Below are 20,085 nucleotides of genomic sequence, written 5' to 3'. Positions count from 1 at the left end.
AATCGTGAAGAACTTGATTTCACTAAGTTTTAACGTTAAATGAGGGGAGCGCCGCGACCGGGGGCGAAAGCGCTTTTCAATGAAGCGACTAGGCCTGTATTTCCGGGTTATTAAAAGCAAGAATGCGCGCTTTCGCGTACCTTATAGAGAAGGCGCGTAATTTAGCAGATATGGATTAACGGAGGTTGAGTGGACGCGATTAAAGGCTCGGAGTTGCAGATACCGGACGCGATCTTCGCGTGGGTGCTCGACGGGCAGGGGGGCGTTAAGCCGCTCGCCGATGACGATATTATCGACAAAGACAAGCCTTGCTGGCTGCATCTCAACTATACCCATAGCGACAGCGCCGACTGGCTGGCGGCCACCCCGTTGCTGCCCAATAACGTACGCGATGCCCTGGCGGGGGAGAGCACCCGGCCGCGGGTGACGCGGATCGGTGACGGGGCGCTGATCACCCTGCGCTGTATCAACGGCAGTACCGATGAGCGGCCCGACCAGCTGGTGGCGATGCGCCTGTATATGGATGAGCGGCTGATCGTCTCCACTCGTCAGCGCAAAGTGCTGGCGCTGGACGATGTGCTGGGCGACCTGAAGGAAGGTAATGGCCCGACGGACGGCGGCAGCTGGTTGGTGGAGGTCTGCGATGCGTTGACCGATCATGCCAGCGAGTTTATCGAACAACTGCACGATCGCATTATCGACCTGGAAGACGACCTGCTCGATCAGCAGGTGCCGCCGCGCGGATTTCTCGCGCTGCTGCGTAAGCAGCTGATTGTGATGCGCCGCTATATGGCGCCGCAGCGCGACGTTTATGCCCGGCTGGCCAGCGAACGGCTGCCGTGGATGAGTGACGATCAGCGGCGGCGAATGCAGGATATCGCCGAGCGGCTGGGGCGCGGTCTGGATGAGATCGACAGCTGTATCGCGCGGACGGCGATCATGAGCGACGAGATCGCCCAGATTATGCAGGAGTCGCTGGCGCGGCGGACCTATACCATGTCATTGATGGCGATGGTGTTTCTACCCAGCACCTTTTTAACCGGCCTGTTCGGCGTCAACCTCGGCGGGATCCCTGGCAACAGCTGGCATCTGGGGTTTAGCCTTTTCTGTTTGATGTTAGTCGTTGTCATCGGTGGTGTTGCGTGGTGGTTACATCGCAGTAAATGGCTGTAAAGAATCGCCTTTTAGCGGCTGTAGTGCCGGGAAAACCCGGCAATGTTTGAGCGAAATCAATAAACCATCTACCCATTCAGGGCAATATCTCTCTCGCAGGTGAATGCAACGTCAAGCGATGGGCGTTGCGCTCCATATTGTCTTACTTCCTTTTTTGAATTACTGCATAGCACAATTGATTCGTACGACGCCGGCTTTGTTGAGTCGGCTTTTTTTTTGCGCTCTCCGGTCCAGCTTCTACCCTTACTAAGACACCCGACGGTTTCTGGCCGTTGACGCCTGCGGGTACGCCCATATCACTCTCCGGGAGGCCTCTATGTATTACGCTTCAGAGCTGACAGCCCAGTCTATCCCTATCTCGCCCGAGCCGAACGATCCGGCTCCTTTACCCGACCCACGACCGCGTCCGCAGCCCCAGCCCGATCCGCCGCCTGACGAAGAGCCGATTAAATTGTCGCATCAGGCGCGGAGATCTGCGAGGATACGCGCCTGCAGATTGTCTGCCTTTTAATACGAGAATACATTGTGACCGCTTTTTCTACCCTGACTGTTTTACCTGCCGCCCAATTAGCCAACCTTAACGAGCTGGGTTATCTGTCGATGACCCCGGTTCAGGCCGCCGCCCTGCCGGCGATCCTCGGGGGGAAAGATGTGCGCGTGCAGGCAAAAACCGGCAGCGGAAAAACGGCCGCATTTGGGCTGGGTCTGCTGCAGCATATCGATCCGGCGCGCTTCGAGACCCAGTCGCTGGTGTTGTGCCCGACCCGCGAGCTGGCCGATCAGGTCGCCGGCGAGCTGCGCCGCCTGGCGCGCTGCCTGCCGAACATCAAGATTCTGATGCTCTGCGGCGGGCAGCCCTTTGGCGCCCAGCGAGATTCCCTGCAGCATGCCCCGCATATTATCGTCGCCACCCCGGGCCGTCTGCTCGATCATCTGCAGAAGGGAACGGTCTCCCTTGACGCGCTGCAGACCCTGGTGATGGACGAAGCGGACCGCATGCTCGATATGGGCTTCAGCGATGCCATTGATGAGGTGATCCGCTTCGCACCGGCTGACCGGCAGACGCTGCTGTTCTCTGCTACCTGGCCGGCGGCAATCGCGGCGATCAGCGGCCGGGTGCAGCGCAATCCGCAGACCATTGAGATCGACACTGTCGACGCGCTCCCGGCGATTGAACAGCAGTTCTTTGAAGTTTCCCGCCAAGGTAAGATTGCCCTGCTGCAGCGCCTGCTCAGCCAGCATCAGCCCGCATCCTGCGTGGTGTTCTGCAATACCAAACGCGATTGCCAGGCGGTCTGCGATGCGCTCAACGCCGCCGGGCAGAGCGCCTTGTCGCTGCATGGTGACCTTGAGCAGCGCGATCGCGATCAGACGCTGGTGCGCTTCGCTAACGGCAGCGTCCGGGTTCTGGTGGCGACCGACGTCGCTGCCCGCGGTCTGGACATCAAATCCCTGGCGCTGGTGGTGAATTTCGAGCTGGCCTGGGATCCGGAGGTGCATGTTCACCGCATCGGCCGTACCGCCCGCGCCGGTGAACAAGGGCTGGCCATCAGCTTCTGTGCGCCGGAAGAGGCGCAGCGCGCCACTATTCTGGCCGACATGCTGCAGCTTTCCCTGAACTGGCTGCCGGCGCCGACGGGCAACACCATCGCGCCGCTGACGGCGGAGATGGCGACGCTGTGTATCGACGGTGGGAAAAAGGCGAAAATGCGCCCGGGAGATGTGCTGGGAGCCCTGACCGGGGATATGGGCTTTGATGGTGCCGATATCGGCAAAATTACCGTCCACCCTGCCCACGTCTATGTGGCGATCCGCCAGAATATGGCGCAGAAGGCGTATAAGCAGTTACAAAATGGCAAGATCAAAGGTAAATCCTGCCGCGTACGACTGCTGAAGTAAGGGCAGGAGAGTGCGTCTCAGGCGGCTGCCTGAGACGCGTGAGGGTTATTTCACTTCCACTACGTTCAGACGCAGCTCATCGAGACGGGCGTCTTCTTCTTCCGGCTGCCAGCCGGCGGGCTGCAGGGGAATGTCTTCCCGGTCAAACGCCAGATCGCCACCATCCACCACCTCTGAGCCGTGGGTGATACCTTTAAAATCAAACAGATTGACGTCGCTCAGGTGCGAAGGCACCACGTTCTGCATCGCGCTGAACATGGTTTCAATGCGCCCAGGATAACGCTTATCCCAGTCGCGGAGCATATCGGCGATCACCTGGCGCTGCAGGTTTGGCTGCGAACCGCACAGGTTGCACGGAATAATCGGGAAGCCTTTGGCCTGGGAGAAGCGCTCGATGTCCTTTTCGCGGCAGTAGGCCAGCGGGCGGATGACGATGTGTTTGCCGTCGTCGCTCATCAGCTTCGGCGGCATCCCTTTCATTTTGCCGCCGTAGAACATATTCAAAAACAGCGTCTGCAGGATATCGTCGCGATGATGGCCGAGGGCGATCTTGGTCGCCCCGAGCTCGGTGGCGGTACGATAGAGGATGCCGCGACGCAGGCGAGAGCACAGCGAGCAGGTGGTTTTTCCTTCCGGGATCTTCTCTTTGACGATGCCGTAGGTGTTCTCTTCGACAATCTTGTATTCAACCCCCAGCTGCTCCAGATACGCCGGCAGAATATGCTCCGGGAACCCTGGCTGCTTCTGATCGAGGTTCACCGCCACCAGCGAGAAGGAGATGGGCGCGCTTTTCTGCAGATTGCGCAGGATCTCCAGCATGGTATAGCTGTCCTTGCCGCCTGAAAGACAAACCATAATGCGGTCGCCCTCTTCAATCATATTGAAGTCGGCAATCGCCTCACCGACGTTGCGGCGCAGACGTTTCTGCAGCTTATCGATGTTGTACTTTTCTTTTTTACTGATTTCTTGGTTTTGCAGCATGTAATAGTGGCTCAATTCATAGTGTGGCATCAGAAGAGCACGCATTCTGCCAGCCGCTGAACAACGTGGCGCTGGCGCGTAGCAATTATTGAGGTTTGACAGGCAACCGTGGCGTGTATGGTACGGATTCAGGGGCGGAATGTCAGCATCTTTCCGGCACTTTCGGCAGCGAGCAGCCAGGCGGGGGCGGCTGATGCGGAAATAAAAAGCCCGCCGGGCGGCGGGCTGCGGCGTTAGCGGACCACCAGTACCGAGCACTCGGCGTGACGAACCACCGCGGCGGCGTTGGAGCCCAGCAGATAAGTTGTGATATCCGGTCGGTGCGAAGCGATGATCACCAGGTCGGCTGGCAGCGACTTGGCCAGCGCAAGGATTTTATCTTTTGGCGATCCTTCCGCGACGTGAAAATGCATCCGGTCTTCCGGGATGGAGAACTGCTTCGCGATCTCTTTCAATTGCGTTTCAGAACCCTCACGCAGCTCGTCCATGCCGGGAAGCTCAGCGGTATAGGCCATTCCCAGTGAGGCATAATAGGGCAGAGAAGGGATCACGGTGAGGAAATGCACCTCGGCGTCGTCAATCCGCGCTTCCGATTCAACGTGACTGATAATGCGTTCAGTAAATTCTTTATCAGAGATATCGATAGGGACAAGAATCATTCTGCTCATAAAACCTCCTGTTTAAGTATCCCTTCATATTGTACGGTATTAGGGCACGTTTTGTATCATGACCGCAGTCACACTTTGACATTAACGTAGCTTGCGTTCGGGAAATTTTCCTTTGATCACCCCGTCATAATACCGGCCTTTTGACACCACCTGTAAAAAATCATGAAAAATACGCGGTGGGACCCCGGTATATTGTAATGGCGGCTGGTGATAGAAATAGATTTCCAGTGTGGCGGAGGCGTCATCGTAGGCGACGGAGATAATTCGGGAAGATTTTACCGGATGGTGGTGCATGATGGACGTCCTCGGGCAAGCACTGACTGGCCATGACTATATCATTAAACGGACGGCTATTTTAGTCCGCGAGATATAGCGTTTTGTTTTATCTGCAGCGAGGCGGGAGGGGGAAAGCCCGCCGGAACCGGCGGGCAGGCGCATCAGAACTGGTAAACCAGGCCCAGGGCGACGATGTTATCGGTAGAGATACCGTTGTCTTCGTAGAATTTGTCGTTACCATCCAGCAGGTTGATTTTGTAATCAACATAGGTGGACATATTACGGTTGAAGTAATAGGTCGCGCCAACGTCCATATATTTGACCAGATCTTTATCGGCATAGCGGCCGTTATTGTACAGATCTTTGCCTTTGGACTGCAGGTAGGAGATGGCCGGACGCAGGCCGAAGTCGAACTGATACTGCGCGGTGACTTCGAAGTTTTGCGTTTTATTGGCGATACCGCCACCGTTGGTACTGCTGGTAGAGCCGTATGGCGTCATATTGCGGGTTTCAGAGTACATGGTCGCCAGGTAAATATCGTTGGCGTCGTACTTCAGGCCGGCGGTCCAGGCGTCCGCTTTGTCGCCTTTGGCGTATCGTTCGGTGTGAGTATAGTGTTGCTGGTCGCCTGTACGGTCAGACGAGGTGTAAGCTGCCGCCGCGCTGATGCCCATGCCGAAGTCGTAGGAAGTGGAGAGGCCGAAACCATCGCCATTGTCGAAGCGAACATCGCTGTCGCTGCTGCGGTTATTGGTGCCGACGTTGATATCCTGCGCGTTCTGGCCTTCGTTTTTACCCTGATACTGCAGGGCGAAGTTCAGACCCTCCACCAGACCGAAGAAATCGCTATTGCGGTAGGTTGCGACGCCGTTGGCGCGGCCTGCCATAAAGTTATCCGCATAGGTGTAGGAGTCGCCGCCGAACTCCGGCAGCATATCGGTCCAGCCTTCAACGTCGTACAGCACGCCGTAGTTACGACCGTAGTCGAAAGAGCCGTAATCGCCCACTTTGATACCGGCGAATGCCAGACGGGTCCACGCCTGATCGCTGGAGGTCTCGGTGTTGTTGGCCTGAACGTTATATTCCCACTGGCCATAGCCGGTAAGCATATCGTTGATCTGGGTTTCGCCTTTAAAGCCAAAACGTAAATAAGTTTGATCGCCGTCTTTTTTCGAGTCGCTGGAGAAATAATGCAGACCATCTACCTTGCCATAGAGATCTAATTTATTCCCGTCTTTATTATAAATTTCCGCCGCATGCGCGGCACCGGCGGCTAATAAAGCCGGAATAACGAGGGCCAGTACTTTTCTTTTCATGAAGAAATTCCTTTAACTGTTTTTATGTTTTAACTTCCGGGTGGGAAGTGAACTCATGCTAAAGGAGCGGTCTGAGATCCGGTAAGACTCAATTGTTACGATATAAGTAAAATCTAAAATAAATAATACCAATGAAATGGTGATAATTATGCTGAATGCATTTATAGATAATATACAAAATAAAAATTATACATGCCCGGGCTAATCACGTATTATTTGCGCGTTATATGCCTTTATTGTCATGCCAATAATTTATTGTTGCCGTCTCATTCTGCGGAATGATGTTGTTTATCGGTAAAACGACAAGCCCGAACGTTGTGTTCGGGCTTTTTTTATGGACAGAGGTGACGGGGCGGTTAACCTTCGCTTGGCGATTTCTCCGCTTTGCCAGCCAGCTGGGCGAGGAAGTCATAGCGCTTCTGCAGATCGGCGGCGGCGTCTTTCCATAGCTGCTCCGCCACTTCAGGCTGCTGGGCGTTCAGGCGGCGGAAACGTTGCTCATTAAGCAGCGTCTCGGCCAGCGCGTCTGATGGCGGACGGGAATCTAGCGCCAGCGGGATCTTGCCTTCGTCTGCCCGACGCGGGTCGAAGCGGTAGAGCGGCCAGAAGCCGGTGGCGGTCAGCTGACGCATCTGGTCGTGGCTGAGCGCCAGATCGTAGCCATGCTCTTCGCAAGGGCTATAGGCGATGATCAGCGATGGCCCCGGATAGGCTTCCGCTTCCTGAATCGCTTTCACCGTCTGGTTCAGCTGCGCGCCCAGCGAAATTTGCGCCACATAAACATGACCGTACATCATCATGCTGACGCCCAGATCTTTACGCGCCTTGCGTTTGCCATGCTCGCCAAACTTAGTCACTGCTCCCAGCGGGGTGGCTTTTGACGCCTGCCCGCCGGTGTTGGAGTAACACTGGGTGTCCAGCACCAGAATATTGACGTTTTCCGTCAGGCTCAGTACATGGTCCAGGCCGCCGAAGCCGATATCGTAAGCCCAGCCGTCGCCGCCGATCAGCCAGACGGATTTCTCCACCAGTGCGTCGGCATCGGTCAGCAGCTCTTCAGCTCCCGCCACGCCGGCCAGCGCCTGACGCAGGGCCGCCACCTGTTCGCGGCGAACTTCCGGCGTCGCCTCGGCGTGCAGCGCCGCGTTCAGCTCTGCCGGCAGCTTGTCGGCGAATTCGCTCAGCAGGCGCATCACGCGCTGGCGATGCTGGTCGACGGTCAAGCGGAAGCCGAGCCCGAATTCGGCGTTATCCTCAAACAGCGAGTTGGCCCACGCCGGGCCGCGGCCGTTGGCGTCGGTAGTGTACGGTGTCGAGGGCAGGTTGCCGCCGTAAATGGAGGAGCAGCCGGTGGCATTGGCAATCAGCATTCGGTCGCCGTAGAGCTGGGTCAGCAGTTTGATATACGGCGTTTCGCCACAGCCCGAGCAGGCGCCGGAGTATTCAAACAGCGGGCTGATCAGCTGTGAGGTGCGAATATCAATGCGCTCCAGTTTGCTGCGGTCGATTTCCGGCAGGTTGAGGAAGTACTCGTAATTGACCTTCTCCTCTTCCACATGCTCCAGGCGGTACATCATATTGATGGCCTTGATCTCCGGGTTCTGGCGGTCTTTCGCCGGACACACTTCGACGCACAGGTTGCAGCCGGTGCAGTCTTCCGGGGCGACCTGCAGAACGTATTTCTGCCCGCGCATATCGCGGGATTTCACATCCAGCGAATGCAGGCTGGCAGGGGCGTTCTCCATCTCTTCCGGGGCGACCACTTTGGCGCGGATCGCCGAGTGCGGGCAGGCGGCGACGCAGTGGTTGCACTGAGTACACAGCGCTTCCTTCCAGATGGGGATCTCTTCGGCGATGTTGCGTTTCTCCCAGCGGGTGGTGCCCATGGGCCAGGTGCCGTCCGGCGGCAGGGCAGAGACCGGCAGCGCATCGCCGAGGCCGGCCAGCATCGCGGCGGTGACCGTTTTGACGAAATCCGGCGCGGCGTCGGAGACCACCGGCGGGCGGTTCGGACTGCTGGCGTTCACCGGCTGGAGCGGTACTTCCGCCAGTGATTCACGGGCCAGGGCCAGCGCCTGCCAGTTGCGCTCCACCAGCTCCTGACCTTTACTGCTGTAGCTTTTGGCGATGGCTGCCTGCAGTTCCGCCAGCGCGCTATCACCCGGCAGGATCTGGGTTAAATGGAAAAAGGCCATCTGCATCACGGTATTAATGCGCGCCCCGAGGCTGCATTCGCGGGCGATCTTTGCCGCGTTGACCACGTAAAAACGCGCTTTTTTCTGATTCATGGTGGCCTGGACTTCCTGGGGCAGGCGGGACCAGACCTCATCGGCGCTGTACGGCGTGTTGAGCAGGAAAATGCCGCCGGGCTTCAGCCGCTCGGCCATCTGGTATTTATCGATAAACTGCAGCTGGTGGCAGCCGACGAAATCAGCCTGCGAAATCAGATACGATGAACGAATCGGTTTTTCGCTGACCCGCAGATGCGAGACGGTGAGGCCGCCCGCTTTCTTCGAGTCATAGACAAAATAGCCCTGGGAGAACCATGGGGTAGAGTTGCCGATGATTTTGATGTTGTTTTTGGTGGCTGACACGCTGCCGTCGCTGCCGAGGCCGTAGAACAGGGCCTCGAGCTTGGCCTCTGCCGGCAGGGTATTTTCGCCCAGCGGCAGCGACAGGTTGGTCACGTCATCATAGATCCCGACGGTAAAGCGCGGCTTCGGCTGGGCGGCCTGCAGTTCACTGAATATCGCCAGCACGCATTCCGGACCAAACTCCTTGGAGGAGAGACCGTAGCGGCCGCCGATAGTGCGCGGTAGCGTCTCGCGCTCGCCGCGGTTAAAGGCTTCCGCCAGGGCGGTCATCACGTCGAGGTAAAGCGGTTCGGCAAGCGCGCCGGGTTCTTTGGTGCGATCCAGTACGGCAACCGCGCGGGCGCTTTCCGGCAGCGCCGCCAGCAGGTGGGCGGCGGAGAACGGGCGATAGAGGCGGACTTTTAGCACGCCGACTTTCTCGCCGCGACTCAGCAACTCATCGACCACCTCTTCGCAGGTGCCGATGGCCGAGCCCATAATGACGATCACGCGCTCTGCCTGCGGGTGGCCGTAAAACTCAAACGGTTTGTACTGACGGCCGGTGGCGGCAGCGAAATCGTCCATCGCTTTCTCGACATGGTCATACACCGCGTCGTACCACGGATTGGTGGCCTCCCGGGACTGGAAATAAGTGTCGGGGTTGGCCGAGGTTCCGCGGATCACCGGGTGTTCCGGGTTGAGCGCGCGCTGGCGATGCTCAGCGATCTTATCCTGCGGCAGCAGGGCGCGAATAGTGTCATCCGCCAGCGGGGCGATTTTGTTGATTTCGTGCGAAGTACGGAAACCATCAAAGAAATGAATAAACGGCACCCGGCTTTGCAGGGTGGCGATATGCGAGATTAGCGCGAAATCCTGCGCTTCCTGAACGCTGCTGGCGCACAGCATGGCGCACCCGGTCTGGCGGACGGCCATGACATCGGAATGGTCGCCGAAGATCGACAACGCATGGGTAGCGACAGTGCGGGCGGCGACGTGCAGCACAAACGGCATCAGCTGGCCGGCCAGTTTGTACAGCGTAGGGATCATCAGCAGCAGGCCCTGCGATGAGGTAAAGGAGGTGGAGAGGGCGCCGGTCTGCAGCGCGCCATGTACGGCGCCAATGGCGCCCGCCTCCGACTGCATTTCGACCACGCGGGGAACATCGCCCCAGACGTTTTTCAGCCCATTGCCGGCCCAGGCGTCAGCCTGTTCCGCCATCGTTGAACTGGGCGTGATCGGGTAGATGGCGATAACTTCACTGGTGCGAAACGCGACGGAAGCGACCGCGCCATTACCATCAATCGTAATCATATGAAGACACCCTTACATTGCGCAAAAGAATGGACGCGTGAAACCGCGACGCGCCCTGTAATTATATAAGGGGTAGTTTAGCAAACCGCTGACCCCGCCATTTTTGCATTTGTGTCCTCAATGCGCCGGGTACCCGTGACCAGATCAATATTTTGCGTGGTTCGCGGAGAAAATGGCTGCCTGCCGGGAGAGGAACCACCTGTGTCGGGCGACATGGCCGAGGCAGATCAAGCTTTCGGCGAAAATTTGCTAGAAAATGTTAATGAGGCGCATAAATACGTACTTCCCCTCTCGACGCCGCCCGCCACGCTGCCTATTATTCTGGGGTTTGCTTTTTTAAGACGTTTCCGAGGGGAGAGAGAATGCGAGCTGCGATGTTAGTAGGATGTGCGGCGCTGTTGCTGTCCGCGTGCAGTAGTGAACCCGTTCAGCAGGCCACGGCGGCGCACGTCACGCCGGGAATGCGGGCGGCGATGAGCGACGCCGGTCAGGCCAACTGCGCCATGATAGGCGGCTCGTTATCGGTGGCTCGTCAGCTCGATGGTTCGGCGATTGGCATGTGCGCGCTGCCGAACGGCAAACGCTGCAGCGAGCAGGCGCTGGCGGGCGGCAGCTGCGGCTACTAACAGCGGCCCCGTCGCGGGGCAGCGTCAGCGGCACCTCAACGCCGGCTAGTGCATCAGGTCGGCGAGCTTATAGACCAGCGTCTGGTCGGCGGTCGCCAGCGTCAACTGGTTTTCCGTCAGATCGACCTGCGCACCCTCGCGCAGCATCTTGTCGATCGTCGCATCCAGGGTATTGAGCTGGGCGTCGTGGCACAGCATCCGGGTCATCGCCAGCGATTTGACCTTCAGCTCGCCGTCCGACACTTTACCTTCCCCGCTAAAGCCGTTGCACATATTGCCGGATACATACATCTTGCCGGTAATAGCCATCTTCTCACCGAAGCTCAGCTCCAGCGGCCGGTCGCTGGCGTTGACCGCCTGGCCGTTGACGCTGGTCAGCACGAAACGATGATGCTGCAGCTGTTCCGCACCGGTGGACACCTTACTGTTATAGACACAGCCGGACAGCAGCATACCTGCCGCCAGAAGCGCCGCAAATTTGTTCATTTTCACTCCAAAACATTCATATAACTAATAAAACCAAGCCAGTGTAACGGTATCGCAGCAGGGATCTGTGGGGATTATCTGAATGTGCTCCCCCCGGGAGAGGAGCACAAAAGGGAAAGGCGTCAGACGATGGCGTTCGGACAGGTTTCGCCGTTGGCGACCTGCTGCAGGTTACCCAGAGTGGTCTCCGAAATGCTGATCAGCGCCTCGGCGGTGAGGAACGCCTGGTGGCCGGTAAACAGCACGTTATGGCAGGCGGAGAGGCGGCGGAAGACATCGTCCTGGATCACGTCGTTGGATTTGTCTTCAAAGAACAGATCGCGTTCGTTCTCATAAACGTCCAGCCCCAGCGCGCCAATTTTCTGGTGCTTCAGGGCGTCGATGGCCGCCTGGGAGTCGATCAGGGCGCCGCGGCTGGTGTTGATCACCATCACCCCGTCTTTCATCTGATCGAAGGCTTCGCGATTGAGCAGGTGGTAGTTTTCGTCGGTCAGCGGACAGTGCAGGGAGATCACGTCCGATTCCTTGTACAGCGTGGCGAGATCAACATATTCTACCCCCAGCTCCAGCGCGGCGGCGCTTGGGTACGGGTCGAACGCCAGCAGGCGCATGCCGAAGCCTTTAAGGATCCGCAACATCGCTACGCCAATTTTCCCGGTGCCGATCACCCCGGCGGTTTTGCCGTACATGGTGAAGCCGGTGAGGCCTTCGAGGGAGAAATTGGCATCACGGGTACGCTGGTAAGCGCGGTGGATGCGGCGGTTGAGCGACATCATCATACCGATCGCATGCTCAGCGACCGCTTCCGGAGAGTAAGCTGGAACGCGCACGACGCGCAGGCCAAGCTCCTTTGCCGCCTCAAGGTCGACGTTGTTAAACCCGGCGCAGCGCAGGGCGATATATTTCACCCCGTGGGCCTTCAGCTCTTCCAGCACCGGGCGGCTGCCGTCGTCATTGACGAAGATACATACCGCTTCGCAACCGTTGGCGGTTTTGGCAGTCTTCGCTGTCAGCAGGAAATCGAAGAATTCCAGTTCAAAGCCGTATGCATCATTAACGTGCTGCAGGTACTTTTTATCGTACTGCTTCGTACTATAAACCGCGATTTTCATAAGACTTTTCTCCAGTGATTATACCGTCACGGTAGCATATTTAAAATAATCGTACAATTATTAAAAAATAGTTTAATGAGAGGGTGCTAATCCTAATTCTAGAGCATATCGCGGACTTGCGGAATCTCTTTGAAAGACAAAGTTTTTTCACCACAAACTGAGGCTGAAAGCGCCGGGGGCGAGCAGCAGAAGCGGCCACAGCAGACCGGAGCTGACGTTAGCCAGCTGAAACGACCACAGCGGCAGACTGCTGGCGCCGCTAACGAAGGGCAGCGTAGCCCTCAGGGGAGAGAGAAAGCGGCTGAAAAAGATAGCCCACGGGCCATAGCGCTGAAAGAAGAGGCGGCTGCGGGCCAGACGCTCGGCGGTCAGCCAGCGTAGATGGGTGAGGCGATGACGGTAGCGAATGCCCAGCCGCCACGATAGCCAGAATCCGCCGATGGCGCCGAGGCTGGCGCTGGACCACATTAACAGGAAATGTCCGAGGCTGGCGGAAGCGAATGTCCCCAGCAGCAGCAGGCCGGAGGTGCCGGGGATTGCCAGCGAGACCAATGCGCAGGATTTAGTGAAGGTAAGCAGAAAAACAATCAGCAATACCCATGGATAGTGGTCCTGTGCGCTCTCTATGAGCGAGATAATTAACGACACCGCCTCTCCCGCAAGCTATTCCCGTCTGGCTGGAGTGTGGCAGGAGCGACTTAAACAACAGTTAAATGATAATGGCCGAACGTCGCGCCGCGAGTCCGGCTGGCAACTATGCTTTAACAGGCCGTAAACTTTCACTCACTGGTCGAACGTGTCACAATGGACGCCTTTCGGCTTTTACTTATGTTGAATCAGGATATTAACTGCCCATGAAGGGTAAATATAAAGCCGCCATCGCGCTGGTGTTAGTTCTGGTGTTATTGCCGCTAACCCTGCTGTTGACGCTAACCCACTGGGTGCCGACGCTGGCGGGCATCTGGCTGCCCGTGGGCACGCGTATCTCTTTGCAGGAGAGCCCGCGCCTGACGCGGTCGGCCCTGCTGATCCCCGATCTGCGTTATCTGGTGGGCGACTGTGAAATCGCCCGGGTGACCGATGCCCGTCTCTCGCGTCCCAGCCGCTGGCGGCTGCATATTGGCCAGCTGGAGATCAACAGCGCCTGCCTGAGCAAACTGCCGGCCAGCGATCCCTCTCCCGGTTCACCGCGCACGCTTGCCGAATGGCAATCGATGTTGCCCTATAGCTGGTTAACCATTGACAATCTGCGGCTGTCGCCGTGGGAGAAATGGCAGGGGCGGCTGGTAATGTCATTAACGCCTGCGCAGCAGGATATCGGCTTTGCCGGGAAGGAACTGAGTCTGCAGGCGCGCCTGCGCGGCCAGGCGCTCACCGTCAGCCAGTTCAGCGCCCGGCTGACTGACGATCAGCCGCCGGTGAAGCTGGTGGGGACCTTCCATCTGCCGCTGGTGCCGGATGGTCTGCCGGTCGACGGTCAGATGCAGGGCACCTTCGAATTCCCGCAGACTGCGGAATGGATCGATGCTGAGCTCGAGTGGCAGCACAATCGCGGCCAACTGCTGGTCACCCCGCGGGGTGAGGTAGAGCCTATTCTGGACCTGCCGTGGGAGATCACCCCGGAGCGGATCACTATCAGCGACGGCCGCTGGCGCACCCGTTACGAGGCGTATCCGCTGCGCGGGCGGGTGGCGCTGTCGGTGGGTAACTGGCAGCAGGGCACCGAACAGATGATCGTCAGCGGTCGCCTGAATGTTCTCACCGAGGGGCATGCCGGGAAGGGCAATGCGGTACTGAATATTGGTCCGGGCAAGCTGAGCATGGATAACAGCGATCTGCCGCTGCGGCTCACCGGCGAGGCCAAGCTGGGGGAGATGATACTATACGCGGCGCTGCCGGCTCAGCTCAGCGGGCCGCTGATCAGCCCGCAGCTGGCTTTTCACCCCGGTGCGTTGCTGCGCTCGCGCGGGCGGGTGATCGACGCGCTGAATATTGACGAAATCCGCTGGCCGCTGGCCGGGGTTAAGGTCACTCAGCAGGGCGTCGATGGCCGCCTGCAGGCGATCCTTCGCGCCCATGAGCAGCAGATGGGCGACTTTACGCTGCATCTGGACGGTCAGGCGAGCGATTTTCTGCCCGACAGCGGCCGCTGGCAGTGGCGCTACTGGGGCGAGGGACATTTTACCCCGATGCAGGCGCGCTGGGATGTGAAGGGCAGCGGGGAGTGGCGCGACAATGCTATTACCCTGAGCAGCCTCTCCACCGGCTTCGATAAGCTTGAGTACGGCACAATGCGGGTCAGCACCCCGCGTCTGACCCTCGAGCAGCCGATCCGCTGGCTGCGCGATGCTGAGCATCCGCGCTTGACCGGCGCGCTGTCGCTGGACGCCGCCAAAACCACCTTCTCCGGCGGCAGCTATCTCCCGGCCTCAACGCTGAAATTCGCCCTCGACGGTCGGGACCCGACGTGGTTCCAGTTCACCGGCGCCCTGCATGCCGAGGCTATCGGTCCGGTGCGTCTGTCCGGGCGCTGGGATGGCGAACGGCTGCGCGGCCAGGCGTGGTGGCCAAAACAGTCGCTAACGGTGTTCCAGCCGCTGGTGCCGCCGGACTGGAAGATGAACCTGCGCGAAGGCAGTCTCTACGCGCAGGTGGCCTTCTCGGCGGCAGCCGGGCAGGGATTTGAGGCGGGCGGCCATGGCGTCCTGAAGGGCGGCAGCGCCTGGATGCCGGATAACCAGATCAACGGCGTCGATTTCGTCCTGCCGTTCCGCTTCAGCGACGGTCACTGGCAGCTGGGCATCCGCCGCCCGGTCTCCCTGCGCATTGGCGAAATCGTCAACCAGGTCACCGCGCGTAATCTGACGGCGGACCTGCAGGGCACCTGGCCGTGGAGCGAGGCCAATCCGCTGCAGCTCAGCGACGTCAGCGTCGATCTGTTAGGCGGGAAACTGACACTGCTGCAGCTGCGTATGCCGCAGCGCGACCCGGCGTTGATCCGCCTGCAGCATATCTCCAGCAGCGAACTGACCAGCGCCGTCAAGGTGAAACAGTTCGCCATGTCCGGCGCGGTGAGCGGCGCGCTGCCGCTGTGGCTGGAGAATAATCAATGGATCATCCACGACGGCTGGCTGCGCAATGACGGACCGATGACCCTGCGGCTGGATAAAGACACCGCCGATGCGCTGGTGGCGGATAACGTCTCCGCCGGGGCGGCGATTAACTGGCTGCGCTATATGGAAATCTCCCGCTCGTGGACGCAGATTAACCTCGATAATCTGGGCGTGTTGACGCTTAAGGCCAGCATCAACGGCACCAGCCGGGTGGAAGGGAAAAGCAGTACCGTGCATTTAAACTACGCTCATGAAGAGAATATTTTCGACCTGTGGCGCAGTTTGCGCTTCGGCGACAATTTACAGGCGTGGCTCGAGCAGAATGCTACGCTGCCCGTACGGCGCTGTGCGGACGGTAAGACATGTAAGGAACCTAAATGAAGAAGCTGTTACTGGCCATGGCGGCGTCGATGCTGCTCGCCGGCTGTACGCCGCGCATCGAAATCGCGGCGTCGAAAGAGCCCATCACCATCAATATGAATGTCAAAATTGAGCATGAGATCCATATCAAGGTCGATAAGGATGTGGAAAACCTGCTCAAATCCCGCAGCGATTTGTTCTGAGGCGACGATGAGAAAACGACTGTTAACCGCGGCGCTGACGCTGGCTTTACTCAGCGCGCCCGCGCTGGCGTTGACCCTGAGCGAAGCGCGCCAGCAGGGACGAGTGGGGGAGACGCTGAACGGCTATCTCGCGCCGCTGCGTCAGGATAAAGAGACGCTGGCGCTGGTAAAGCAGATTAACGCCGCGCGCAGCGAAAGCTACCAGCAGCTGGCGGATGACAACAATCTGCCGGTGGATGAAGTGGCGAAAATGGCCGGGCAGAAGCTGGTGGCCCGCGCGCAGCCCGGGGAGTACGTCCAGGGATTGAACGGCCAGTGGCTGCGCAAATAATTAGCGACAGCGCTTGCGGTATTCCCCCGGGGTGACGCCAAAGCGCTGCTTAAAGGCGGTGGAGAAATGGCTGTGGTCGCTGAAGCCCCAGCGGTAGCCGATCCCCGCCAGCTTTTCATCGTCATGGACGTTCTGTAACGCCTGGGCACACAGATCCAACCGCCGGTTCTTAATATACTGCGCCACCACCAGCCCCTGTTCGGCAAACAGCCGGTACAGGCTGCGTACCGACATGCCCGTCTCGCTGGCCAGCCACTCCGGACGCAGATGCTCCGACTGAATGGACGCATCGATTAACGCAATAATATTCTGAAACTGCTTTTCCCGCCGGGAAGGGGCAGGATCGCGCTGATGCAGCACCGGGCGCAACAGGCAGGCGATCGCCTCCAGCGCGGCTTCGCTCTCGCTGGCGGAGAGCGTCGTGCCGCCCATGCTTTCCAGCAGCAGTCGCTGGCTGAGCTGGACCATTGGCAGAGATTTGTCCAGCCGGCAGGCGGTAGTGATGTCCCCTGTGGGCGCCACCCGCTGGCGCGGCAGCAGCAGCGAGGCCTGACGCGAGGTCTGCTGCCAGACGATGGAGCATGGGCGGGCGGCGTCGATTAACGTGATATCGCCTGCCGCCAGCGTCACCTGGCGATCGTCCTGTTCGATGATGGCTTCGCCGGCGAGCTGAAACACGGTATAGAACCAGGCGTCGTTATCGCGTTTTATCTCATTGCGCGTGCGGTAGAGATTGACGCCGGCGGCGGTGACGGTACTGACCTTGAGGCTGCCGGCGTAGCGGGCGTCAATCTCGCCGTGGAAACTCTCCTCCAACGGCCGGGCGGCGAAATGGCCGCAGACCTGATTGATCGTCGCCAGCCAGCGCTGATACGCCAGCCCCCCCTCTGCCGTGGTCATCATTCGCCCTTCTCCTGTAATAACAATGTTTCCGCATTGTTGCATTTGTGTCGCATCAGGCAAGGGCGCGATGGCGGGTATATGAAAGAACTATTACCCGCGGCACATTTCTGCGAGGGCAGACGACGGAATTGCGGCGACTGTCACAGCGGCGCAAACGAATGTCACAGAGAAAAAAGCGCCAACCGCCAACCAGACATAGACTGAAAGCACTATCCGCGATGAATAAGGAAAGGGTATGTCCACCTCACAGATAGCGCTGCTTGCCAGCGTCCAGCAGTTTTTAGACCGTCAGCATGGCCTGTATATCGACGGCGCCCCCTGCGCCGCGCAGAGCGATAACCGGTTAACCGTCTGGGATCCGGCCACCGGGCAGGCGATTGCCACCACCGCCGACGCCAGCCCGGTGGATGTCGACCGGGCGGTGATGTCCGCCTGGCGCGCTTTTGTCGATCGCCGCTGGGCCGGGCGCACCCCGGCTGACCGTGAACGCATCCTGCTGCGTTTTGCCGATCTGGTGGAGCAGCACGGCGAGGAGCTGGCGCAACTGGAAACCCTCGAGCAGGGGAAATCCATTGCCATCTCCCGCGCCTTTGAGGTCGGCTGCACCCTGAACTGGATGCGCTACACCGCGGGGCTGACCACCAAGATCAGCGGCCGGACGCTGGACGTTTCGATCCCGTTCCCGCAAGGGGCGCGTTACCAGGCGTGGACCAAAAAAGAGCCGGTCGGGGTGGTGGCGGGCATCGTCCCGTGGAATTTCCCGCTGATGATCGGCATGTGGAAGGTCATGCCGGCCCTGGCGGCGGGCTGTTCGATCGTCATCAAACCCTCGGAAACCACCCCGCTGACCCTGCTGCGGGTGGCGGAGCTGGCGACCCAGGCGGGCATTCCTGACGGGGTGTTCAACGTGGTCACCGGCAGCGGCGCCGGCTGCGGCGCGGCGCTGACCGCCCATCCGCAGGTGGCGAAGGTTAGCTTTACCGGCTCGACGGCGACCGGGAAACAGATTGCCCGCGTGGCTGCCGACCGCCTGACCCGCGTGACGCTGGAGCTGGGTGGCAAGAATCCGGCGATTGTGCTCAAAGACGCCGACCCCCAGTGGGTTATTGAGGGGCTGATGACCGGAAGCTTCCTCAATCAGGGGCAGGTCTGCGCCGCCAGCTCGCGGATCTACATCGAAGCGCCGCTGTTTGATACCCTGGTCAGCGGCTTCGAGCAGGCGGTGAAATCGCTGCAGGTGGGGCCGGGGATGCAGGAGACGGCGCAGATCAACCCGGTGGTCTCCCGGGCCCACTGCGACAAGGTGGCGGCCTACCTCGAAGAGGCTCGCCAGCAGAAGGCAGAGATTATCAGCGGCAGCGCCGGACCAGATGCGGGAGGGTACTATATTCCGCCGACGCTGGTGGTAAACCCCGACGCCGGACTGCGTCTCAGCCGTGAGGAGGTTTTTGGCCCGGTGGTGAACCTGGTGCGAGTGGCCGATGGCGAGGAGGCGCTGCGCCTGGCCAACGACAGCGATTTTGGTCTGACCGCCAGCGTCTGGACCCGCGATCTGACCCAGGCCCTGAACTACACCGACCGTCTGCAGGCGGGAACGGTATGGGTCAACAGCCATACCCTGATTGACGCCAACCTGCCTTTCGGCGGCATGAAGCAGTCTGGAACCGGCCGCGATTTCGGCCCTGACTGGCTCGACGGCTGGTGCGAAACCAAATCCGTCTGCGTGCGCTACTAGCCCTCCGTCGGGGAAGGCGAAAGGCTTTTCCCGACGCGCCCCTTGCCGACTTCCGGTCTTTCTCGCTACTGTGGAGGGCAATCTTTGCCTAATCTGGGCGGTGAATCATCAGGAGGTCTTCGGCATGACAGCATTTCCTAAGGTTGCGCTAATTGGTCCCGGCGCCATCGGCACCACGATTGCCGCCGCCCTGTTTGAGAGGGGGAGGGCGCCGATGGTCTGCGGGCGTACCGCGCATTCGGCGCTGGTGCTGCGCACTGACGAGGGTGAGATCGTGGTGCCCGGCCCGGTGCACACCGACCCGATGGCGATAGCCGCCCCCTTCGACCTGGTCTTTGTCGCGGTGAAAACCACCCAGACGGAGGCCATCGCCCCCTGGCTGACGGCCCTGTGTTCCCCTGACACCGTGGTGTGCGTGCTGCAAAACGGCGTTGAGCAGCGCCAGCAGTTTGCCCCCTTGACCGGCGGCGCGACGGTGCTGCCGTCGGTGGTCTGGTTCCCGGCCCAGCGCGATGCCGATGCCTCTGTCTGGTTGCGCGCCACGCCGCGCCTGACGCTGCCGGATCTGCCGGGGGCAGAGCGGGTGCAGCAGGCGCTGGCGGGAACCCGCTGCGCGGTGGACCTGGCGGCTGATTTTACCACCGTGGCCTGGCGCAAACTGTTGCAGAACGCGGTTGCCGGACTGATGGTGCTGACCGGACGCCGCGCCGGGATGTTCGCCCGGGAGGACATCACTGCCCTCGGACTGGCTTATCTGCGCGAATGCCTACAGGTGGCGCGGGCGGAAGGGGCCGCCCTGAGCGACAACGTGCCGGAGGAGATTATCGCCGGCTTTCATCGGGCGCCTGCCGACTTAAGCACCTCTATTCTGATCGATCGCCTCAATGGCCGACCGCTGGAGTGGGATATTCGTAACGGCGTGGTGCAGCGTCGCGGGCGTCAGCACGGCATTCCGACGCCGCTCAGCGATATCATCGTGCCGCTGCTGGCGGCGGCCAGCGACGGCCCGGGCTGACCCG

General features: G+C 59.6%; 18 protein-coding genes. 9 read left to right on the top strand and 9 right to left on the bottom strand.

Going from position 1 to position 20,085, the window contains the following annotated elements:
- Window positions 1–189 precede the first annotated feature (189 nt).
- The 3 genes from zntB to dbpA all read left to right on the top strand — a co-directional run bounded on the left by zntB (window position 190) and on the right by dbpA (window position 3,072).
- Entirely contained in the window at window positions 190–1,173 is a 984-nt protein-coding gene (zntB, locus tag AB1E37_RS13865) for a zinc transporter ZntB (protein ID WP_004148192.1), read from the top strand.
- 316 nt (window positions 1,174–1,489) lie between these two features.
- A complete protein-coding gene (locus AB1E37_RS13860) occupies window positions 1,490–1,684 on the top strand; it encodes a hypothetical protein (protein ID WP_049245346.1) in 195 nt (64 codons plus the stop codon).
- Between the two features lie 14 nt (window positions 1,685–1,698).
- Window positions 1,699–3,072, top strand: a complete 1,374-nt coding sequence (dbpA, locus tag AB1E37_RS13855) for an ATP-dependent RNA helicase DbpA (protein ID WP_032447514.1) — start codon at window positions 1,699–1,701, stop codon at window positions 3,070–3,072.
- A 45-nt stretch (window positions 3,073–3,117) separates the two neighbouring features.
- On the opposite strand, the gene ttcA is transcribed toward dbpA, so the two are convergent.
- The 5 genes from ttcA to nifJ form a co-directional block, all read right to left on the bottom strand.
- Window positions 3,118–4,053, bottom strand: a complete 936-nt coding sequence (gene ttcA / locus AB1E37_RS13850) for a tRNA 2-thiocytidine(32) synthetase TtcA (protein ID WP_002902422.1) — start codon at window positions 4,051–4,053, stop codon at window positions 3,118–3,120.
- Between the two features lie 233 nt (window positions 4,054–4,286).
- Window positions 4,287–4,721 carry a universal stress protein UspF gene (uspF, locus tag AB1E37_RS13845; RefSeq protein ID WP_004140161.1) on the bottom strand — a complete coding sequence of 145 codons (435 nt, stop codon included), beginning with the start codon at window positions 4,719–4,721 and terminating at the stop codon, window positions 4,287–4,289.
- Between the two features lie 81 nt (window positions 4,722–4,802).
- Window positions 4,803–5,015 carry a KTSC domain-containing protein gene (locus AB1E37_RS13840; protein WP_002902432.1) on the bottom strand — a complete coding sequence of 71 codons (213 nt, stop codon included), beginning with the start codon at window positions 5,013–5,015 and terminating at the stop codon, window positions 4,803–4,805.
- Window positions 5,016–5,158: 143 nt separating this feature from the next.
- Entirely contained in the window at window positions 5,159–6,313 is a 1,155-nt protein-coding gene (ompK37, locus tag AB1E37_RS13835; protein WP_002902433.1) for a porin OmpK37, read from the bottom strand.
- A 356-nt stretch (window positions 6,314–6,669) separates the two neighbouring features.
- Window positions 6,670–10,197 carry a pyruvate:ferredoxin (flavodoxin) oxidoreductase gene (nifJ, locus tag AB1E37_RS13830; RefSeq protein WP_032447515.1) on the bottom strand — a complete coding sequence of 1,176 codons (3,528 nt, stop codon included), beginning with the start codon at window positions 10,195–10,197 and terminating at the stop codon, window positions 6,670–6,672.
- Between the two features lie 362 nt (window positions 10,198–10,559).
- Here nifJ and AB1E37_RS13825 point away from each other — a divergent pair, with 362 nt between their 5' ends.
- The gene (locus AB1E37_RS13825; RefSeq protein ID WP_004140155.1) at window positions 10,560–10,823 is read left to right on the top strand and encodes a DUF333 domain-containing protein; all 264 of its coding nucleotides are present in this window, start codon (window positions 10,560–10,562) and stop codon (window positions 10,821–10,823) included.
- Between the two features lie 45 nt (window positions 10,824–10,868).
- On the opposite strand, the gene hslJ is transcribed toward AB1E37_RS13825, so the two are convergent.
- The 3 genes from hslJ to AB1E37_RS13810 form a co-directional block, all read right to left on the bottom strand.
- Window positions 10,869–11,309: a heat shock protein HslJ gene (gene hslJ / locus AB1E37_RS13820; protein WP_002902513.1), complete on the bottom strand. Its 441-nt coding sequence runs from the start codon at window positions 11,307–11,309 to the stop codon at window positions 10,869–10,871.
- A 122-nt stretch (window positions 11,310–11,431) separates the two neighbouring features.
- Entirely contained in the window at window positions 11,432–12,421 is a 990-nt protein-coding gene (locus tag AB1E37_RS13815; protein ID WP_002902515.1) for a 2-hydroxyacid dehydrogenase, read from the bottom strand.
- 147 nt (window positions 12,422–12,568) lie between these two features.
- Window positions 12,569–13,069, bottom strand: coding sequence for a DedA family protein (locus tag AB1E37_RS13810; RefSeq protein ID WP_002902516.1), 501 nt, complete (start codon window positions 13,067–13,069; stop codon window positions 12,569–12,571).
- 206 nt (window positions 13,070–13,275) lie between these two features.
- On the opposite strand from AB1E37_RS13810, the gene AB1E37_RS13805 reads away from it, so the two are divergent.
- From AB1E37_RS13805 to AB1E37_RS13795, 3 genes are read left to right on the top strand one after another with little or no spacing between them, the layout of a single operon-like run.
- Window positions 13,276–15,915, top strand: coding sequence for a YdbH family protein (locus AB1E37_RS13805; protein ID WP_004176388.1), 2,640 nt, complete (start codon window positions 13,276–13,278; stop codon window positions 15,913–15,915).
- Window positions 15,912–16,097 carry a YnbE family lipoprotein gene (locus tag AB1E37_RS13800; protein WP_002902519.1) on the top strand — a complete coding sequence of 62 codons (186 nt, stop codon included), beginning with the start codon at window positions 15,912–15,914 and terminating at the stop codon, window positions 16,095–16,097. Before AB1E37_RS13805 ends, AB1E37_RS13800 begins: the two co-directional genes overlap by 4 nt.
- Before the next feature lie 7 nt (window positions 16,098–16,104).
- Window positions 16,105–16,428 carry a YdbL family protein gene (locus AB1E37_RS13795; protein ID WP_002902522.1) on the top strand — a complete coding sequence of 108 codons (324 nt, stop codon included), beginning with the start codon at window positions 16,105–16,107 and terminating at the stop codon, window positions 16,426–16,428.
- Here the strand turns inward: AB1E37_RS13795 and feaR are convergent, their stop codons facing one another.
- Window positions 16,429–17,331, bottom strand: coding sequence for a transcriptional regulator FeaR (feaR, locus tag AB1E37_RS13790; RefSeq protein ID WP_032447516.1), 903 nt, complete (start codon window positions 17,329–17,331; stop codon window positions 16,429–16,431).
- Between the two features lie 235 nt (window positions 17,332–17,566).
- On the opposite strand from feaR, the gene AB1E37_RS13785 reads away from it, so the two are divergent.
- Together AB1E37_RS13785 and AB1E37_RS13780 are read left to right on the top strand one after the other, a co-directional pair.
- Window positions 17,567–19,066: an aldehyde dehydrogenase family protein gene (locus AB1E37_RS13785; RefSeq protein ID WP_032447517.1), complete on the top strand. Its 1,500-nt coding sequence runs from the start codon at window positions 17,567–17,569 to the stop codon at window positions 19,064–19,066.
- A gap of 124 nt (window positions 19,067–19,190) precedes the next feature.
- The gene (locus AB1E37_RS13780) at window positions 19,191–20,081 is read left to right on the top strand and encodes an oxidoreductase (RefSeq protein WP_009309007.1); all 891 of its coding nucleotides are present in this window, start codon (window positions 19,191–19,193) and stop codon (window positions 20,079–20,081) included.
- The last annotated feature ends 4 nt before the right edge of the window (window positions 20,082–20,085 follow it).

The sequence above is a fragment of the Klebsiella sp. Shm-1 genome (genome assembly GCF_040804525.1).
GTDB classification, from domain to species: Bacteria; Pseudomonadota; Gammaproteobacteria; order Enterobacterales; family Enterobacteriaceae; genus Klebsiella; species Klebsiella pneumoniae.
Note: the sequence above shows the minus strand (reverse complement) of the source record. Positions and strands in the feature narration are given on the sequence as shown.